Source organism: Streptomyces sp. NPDC060027, assembly GCF_042737005.1.
In the GTDB taxonomy this organism is placed as follows: Bacteria; Actinomycetota; Actinomycetes; order Streptomycetales; family Streptomycetaceae; genus Streptomyces.
Window position 1 is genome coordinate 1 of record NZ_JBHWVI010000375.1, and the last position, 4,833, is coordinate 4,833.

The 4,833-nt window shown below is 71.7% G+C and carries 3 protein-coding genes; 2 read left to right on the forward strand and 1 reads right to left on the reverse strand.

All coding sequences use genetic code 11. The features are described from left to right. Positions 1-69: 69 nt before the first annotated feature. Positions 70-2,538, reverse strand: coding sequence for an N-acetylmuramoyl-L-alanine amidase (locus ACFWBT_RS41805; protein ID WP_385709706.1), 2,469 nt, complete (start codon positions 2,536-2,538; stop codon positions 70-72). 157 nt (positions 2,539-2,695) lie between these two features. Here ACFWBT_RS41805 and ACFWBT_RS41810 point away from each other — a divergent pair, with 157 nt between their 5' ends. After that, the gene (locus ACFWBT_RS41810) at positions 2,696-3,400 is read left to right on the forward strand and encodes a copper homeostasis protein CutC (protein ID WP_385709708.1); all 705 of its coding nucleotides are present in this window, start codon (positions 2,696-2,698) and stop codon (positions 3,398-3,400) included. A gap of 210 nt (positions 3,401-3,610) precedes the next feature. After that, complete coding sequence (locus tag ACFWBT_RS41815; protein ID WP_385709710.1) at positions 3,611-4,828, forward strand: trypsin-like serine peptidase; 1,218 nt, start codon at positions 3,611-3,613, stop codon at positions 4,826-4,828. Positions 4,829-4,833: the final 5 nt, after the last annotated feature.

Sequence of the window (4,833 nt, forward strand, 5' to 3'; positions counted from 1 at the left end):
CGGCCGGGGGGGGGGGCCGCCCCGCGCGGGGGGGGGGGGGGGCCCGCCCCTGGAGGGCTGTCCGAACGGCTACTTGAGATAGACCAGCGCGTCGGCCGTGATCGCGGGCCGCTTGCCGGTGCCGACGACCACGAGCTTCACCGTGTGCTCGGCGGAGGCCGTCCACGTCGTCGCCCAGATCGCGTCGCGGTACTTGGTCGTCGTCGACCTCAGGTCCACGGTGGCGGTCTTCTTGCCGTCCACGTAGACGTACACCTGCCCGGAGGTCGCGGCGCGCGAGACCACCAGGGCCGCCGAGCGGCCGGTGAAGGTCCAGGTCAGCGAGGCGTTCTTCGTGGAGTTGCCGTACGACTTGCCGCCCAGGTAGCTGCTCGACGACTTGGCCGTCCAGGTGCCGGACCGCTTGGCCGAGGTCTCCTGGAGGATCACGGGGGTGCCGCTCACCGAGGCCGAGCGGGCGTTGCCGGTCCGGTCGTACGCGGTCATCTTCCAGGTCGTGGCGACGCCGGACTTGGCGGTGAGGGCCGCGCTGGTGACCGTCGGACCGTACGTCTTCGCGACCGGGGCGGTGAGGCGGACCTCCTTCAACCCGGCCGTATCGGTGGCCTTCCACTTCAGGGTGAGCGGGACGGCCGTGGTGCTCACCGTGCCGGTGCGCAGGGCGAGACTCGGCTTGGTGGAGAAGACGGGCGGCGTGGTGTCGGCGGGGGTGGTGGCCTTCGTGGTGGGGGTGGTGGTCGCGGCGGGAGTGGTGGCGTTCGCCGTGGGTGACGTGGGTGACGTGGGTGACGTGGGTGTCGTGGTCGGGGTGGTCGGGGTGGTCTCGGCGAGGACGGTGACGTCCGCGCTGATCGCGGTCCTGCCGGACTGGTGGACGCCCCGCACGGCGACCTTGTGGGTACCCGGGGGCAGGTTCACCTCGGCGGAGGAGACGGTGCCCTCGACGGTGGCCGCGGGCGCGCCGTCGACGAGCACGTCGTACTGCTTGACCAGGGCGGCCGGGGTCGAGGCCGACCACTTCACGGTGACGGCGGTGTCGGTGAGGACGGTGGTGCCGGACACGCCGACGCCGGTGACCGAGTCCAGCGTGAGCCCTTCGACGGTCCCACCCGCCCAGGTGCGGATCGTGGGGAGCAGGGTGTAGTAGGCGTCGCCCGGACACACCGTGTTGTAGCCGTCGCGGTGGCCGTGGATGACGGGGAGGGTCATCCTGGTGCCCGCGTCCCAGGTCTCACGGAAGTAGTTCGGCCCGCTCGCGCCCGCCGTGAGGGTGGCGGTGCCCGTCGGGTCCACGCCGTACTGGCCGAGCTTCCACGCGGCGAGCCGGGCGACCGAGGTCATCGCCTCCTTCGACGGGGCCACGTCGCTGTAGTCACCGATGATGGCGATGCCCGTGGTCTCGGAGTTGAAGCCGTAGGCGTGCGCGCCCATCACGGGCCGGTCGACGCCGCCCTTGCGGCCCTCGTAGACGGTGCCGCATTTGTCGACGAGGAAGTTGTAGCCGATGTCCTTCCAGGTCAGCTGCTCCACGTCGTAGGTGTAGACGGCCCGGATGATGGCCGCGGAGTCGGCGCAGGTGTAGTCGTTGGAGGTGGCGGTGTGGTGCAGCACCACCGCCTTGATCTTCCCTCCCGGCAGATAGCCGGGCTCCTCGGGGCTGATGGACTCGTCCGTGCCCCAGCCCGCGCGCGAGGTGATCGGCGGGCGGGGCACGGTGGACGGCGGGGCCGGGGGCACGGTCGCGGTCGGCGGGGCCGGGGGCACGGTCGCGGTCGGCGGGGCCGAGTCCGACGCGGAGCCGGTCGGGGAAGGGCTCGCGCTCCCGGTGGACGGCGGCGTCTGCGACCCGGTGGGTTCGGCCGGGGTCGTCCCGTCGGACGAGGGCTCGGAGGTGAGCGACGGCGACGGGTCGGGGGAGGAGGTCTCCGCGGGCTCACCCGTCGTGGTCGGCTCGGCCGGATCGGTCGCGTCAGCCGGGTCCGTCGGGTCCGTCGGGTCAGCCGGGTCAGCCGGGTCCGTCGGGTCTGCCGGCCCGGCCGGGTCCATCACGAACCCGGCGGGCTCCAGCCGCGAGGCCGTACCGCTGCCCGGGTCGATCATGTCCAGCCTCAGGCCCTTGGGCAGCCGCTGCGACGACGTGCCGGACATCCGCACCTGGACCCCGTCGGACGGGCCCACCCACGCCGGAGCGGTGCCGCCGCGGGACGCGCTCCGCTCGCCCTCGCCGCTGTCACCGTCCAGCCGCAGCCACTTCGACCACGTGTGACGCGCGGTGTCCCGGGTCCGGACCTCGATGCTTCCGGCCACCCGCGCGGACGGCTCGGCCCAGGTGATCCCGAGCATGCTGAAGGGAGCGGTGTCCCGCCGGTCCAGCCGGGCGGACGTGCCGCCGTCGGCCACGGTCAGCGGGGTCGTTCTCGCGCCGGCCCGGATCGGCCCGGAGTCGCCGTCGCCCCCAGCTCCGGACCCCTGGACCACCAAGGTTCCGGACACCGCCGCGACCGCCAGAACGGCCGCACCCCACCCACGTCGTCGCACTGTCCCGCCCCTCCAAATGATCACCACATGATCTTCACGGACGAGGAGGTTATATGAAAGATCAACTAATGCGCGTCGCGATCTTCTCGCGCCCCCGCTCCCCCGCGCGTACTCTTGGATTGGACTAGACCTGTAGCCGCCCGAGGGAAGAGGTCCGATGAGTGAGCGGAAGAGCGCAGTCCTGGAGGTGATCGCCCTCGGCGTGGAGGACGCGGTCGCCGCTCAGGCCGGCGGTGCGGACCGGCTGGAGCTGGTCACCGACATGGCCGCCGACGGGCTGACCCCGTCGGCGGAGACCTTCGCCGGGATCCGCGCCTCCGTCGACATCGCGCTGCGCGTGATGCTGCGCCTCTCGGACGGCTTCGCGGCGGGAGGCGCGGCGGGCGTCGACGCGCTCGTGCGGGCCGCGGGCGAGATGCGGGCCGCGGGCGCGGACGAGTTCGTGCTCGGCTTCCTCGACGAGCACGGCGGCCCCGACCTGGCCGTCCTGGAGCGGATCGTCGCCGAACTCGACGGCTGCCGCTGGACGTTCCACCGTGCGATCGACCGTGCCGCCGACCGTGACGCCCTGCGCAAGCAGCTCGCGGATCTGCCGGGCCTCGACGCCTATCTGACCGCCGGGTCCCCGGCGGGCGTCGACGACGGGCTCTCCACCCTCGTGACCGAGGTCGCCCGCGGCGGCGAACCGGGATACGAGCCGACGATCATGGTTGGTGGCGGCCTGCGCCTCGACCATGTGCCGCGGTTGCGCGCCGCGGGCCTCGGCGCCTTCCACATCGGCGGGGCCGCGCGTCCGGAAGGCTGGACGGGACCGGTCTCGGCGGAGGCGGTACGGGAGTGGCGGGCCGCCCTCGACGCGTAGGGCGAACCCGCGGGGAGTCCCGGTCCGTCAGGTCACGGATCCATCTCCGCCAGGTAGTTGTTGTGTTGTGAGAGTCATGCGGCGATCACCGTCCGCCCCCGTACGTGCATATTGGGGATGCCCCGATCGGCCGGGGCATGACAATCACACGGATGTGCGGGCCGGTACGAGAGGCACCGCAGTCCAGCAGCATCAGGGGGACAAGGCTCCATGCCATCCATACGCAGCCGCACGATCACGGCCGCCGCGGCCGTGATCGCGGCGGTCATGATCACCAGCACGGCCTGTGACAGCGGGAAGGACGACGAAGGGGCCACCGCCCGGCCCTCGGCGTCCGCCCAGGCGGACAAGGGTGTCGACACCGGTCAGGACGACGACGGTTCCACCACGGTCGGCGGCTACAAGCTGCCCGCCGGCATTCCCACCGACCTCAGCGGCGACGCCCTGGACAAGTGGAAGAACGGGGGGTGGAAGGACTACGGCGACTGGGCGTCCAAGGCCGAGGACTTCGCCAACCCGTACCTCAAGGACTTCTGGTCGCCGGAGAAGATGGCCGAGGCGAAGGCCCGGATCCCGGTCGCCCGGGCGGGCAGCACCAGTTCGGGCTCGGGCGGCGGCGCCACCTCCTACCTGCCCGACGGCACGGTGAGGAAGCAGGTCGCCGCCAAGGTCAAGGCGACCTACCACCACTACGCGCCGCCCGTCGGCAAGCTGTTCTTCTCCTCGCCCGAGGGCAACATGGTCTGCTCGGCCGCCGTCGTCACCGACCCGGCGCACCCCGGCAAGTCCAACCTCGTGTGGACCGCGGGCCACTGCGTGCACGCCGGCAAGGGCGGCGGCTGGTACCGCAACATCGCCTTCGTCCCCTCGTACAACAACGCCGGGAAGCTGAGCAACCGCCAGATCACCGACCCGCGTGCCAAGGCCGTCTCCCCGTACGGCGTCTGGTGGGCCAACTGGGCCACCACCTCCGGCCAGTGGATCAAGGGCGGATCGCACCAGGGCAACGCGGCCTCCGGCTACGACTACGCCGTGCTCCACGTCAAGCCCGAGAGCGGGAGCAAGTCCCTTCAGGAGCGGCTCGGTTCGGCCCTGCCGGTGTGGTTCGGCGCGCCGGCCGCCAACAAGGTCAAGTCCATGAAGGTCCGCGGCTACCCGGCCGAGGCGCCCTACGACGGTTCGAAGATGTACGACTGCCACGGCGCCAGCAAGCGGTTCGTGCTCGCGAAGAGCGTCCCCGCCCAGTTCATGATCGGCTGCACGATGAACGGCGGTGCCTCCGGCGGCCCCTGGTTCATGAGCCACGGCGGCCGGACCTATCTGGTCTCCAACAACTCGCTGAGCGACCGCAAGACGTTCATCACCGGGCCGCGGCTCGGGAGCAACGCCAAGCAGGTCTATCTGGCGACCAGCAACAAGTTCAAGTAGGGCCC

Bases quoted from the DNA above. Each gene is read 5' to 3' on its own strand.
- ACFWBT_RS41815 (WP_385709710.1), top strand. From the start codon at position 3,611: ATGCCATCCATACGCAGCCGCACGATCACGGCCGCCGCGGCCGTGATC.
- ACFWBT_RS41810 (WP_385709708.1), top strand. From the start codon at position 2,696: ATGAGTGAGCGGAAGAGCGCAGTCCTGGAGGTGATCGCCCTCGGCGTG.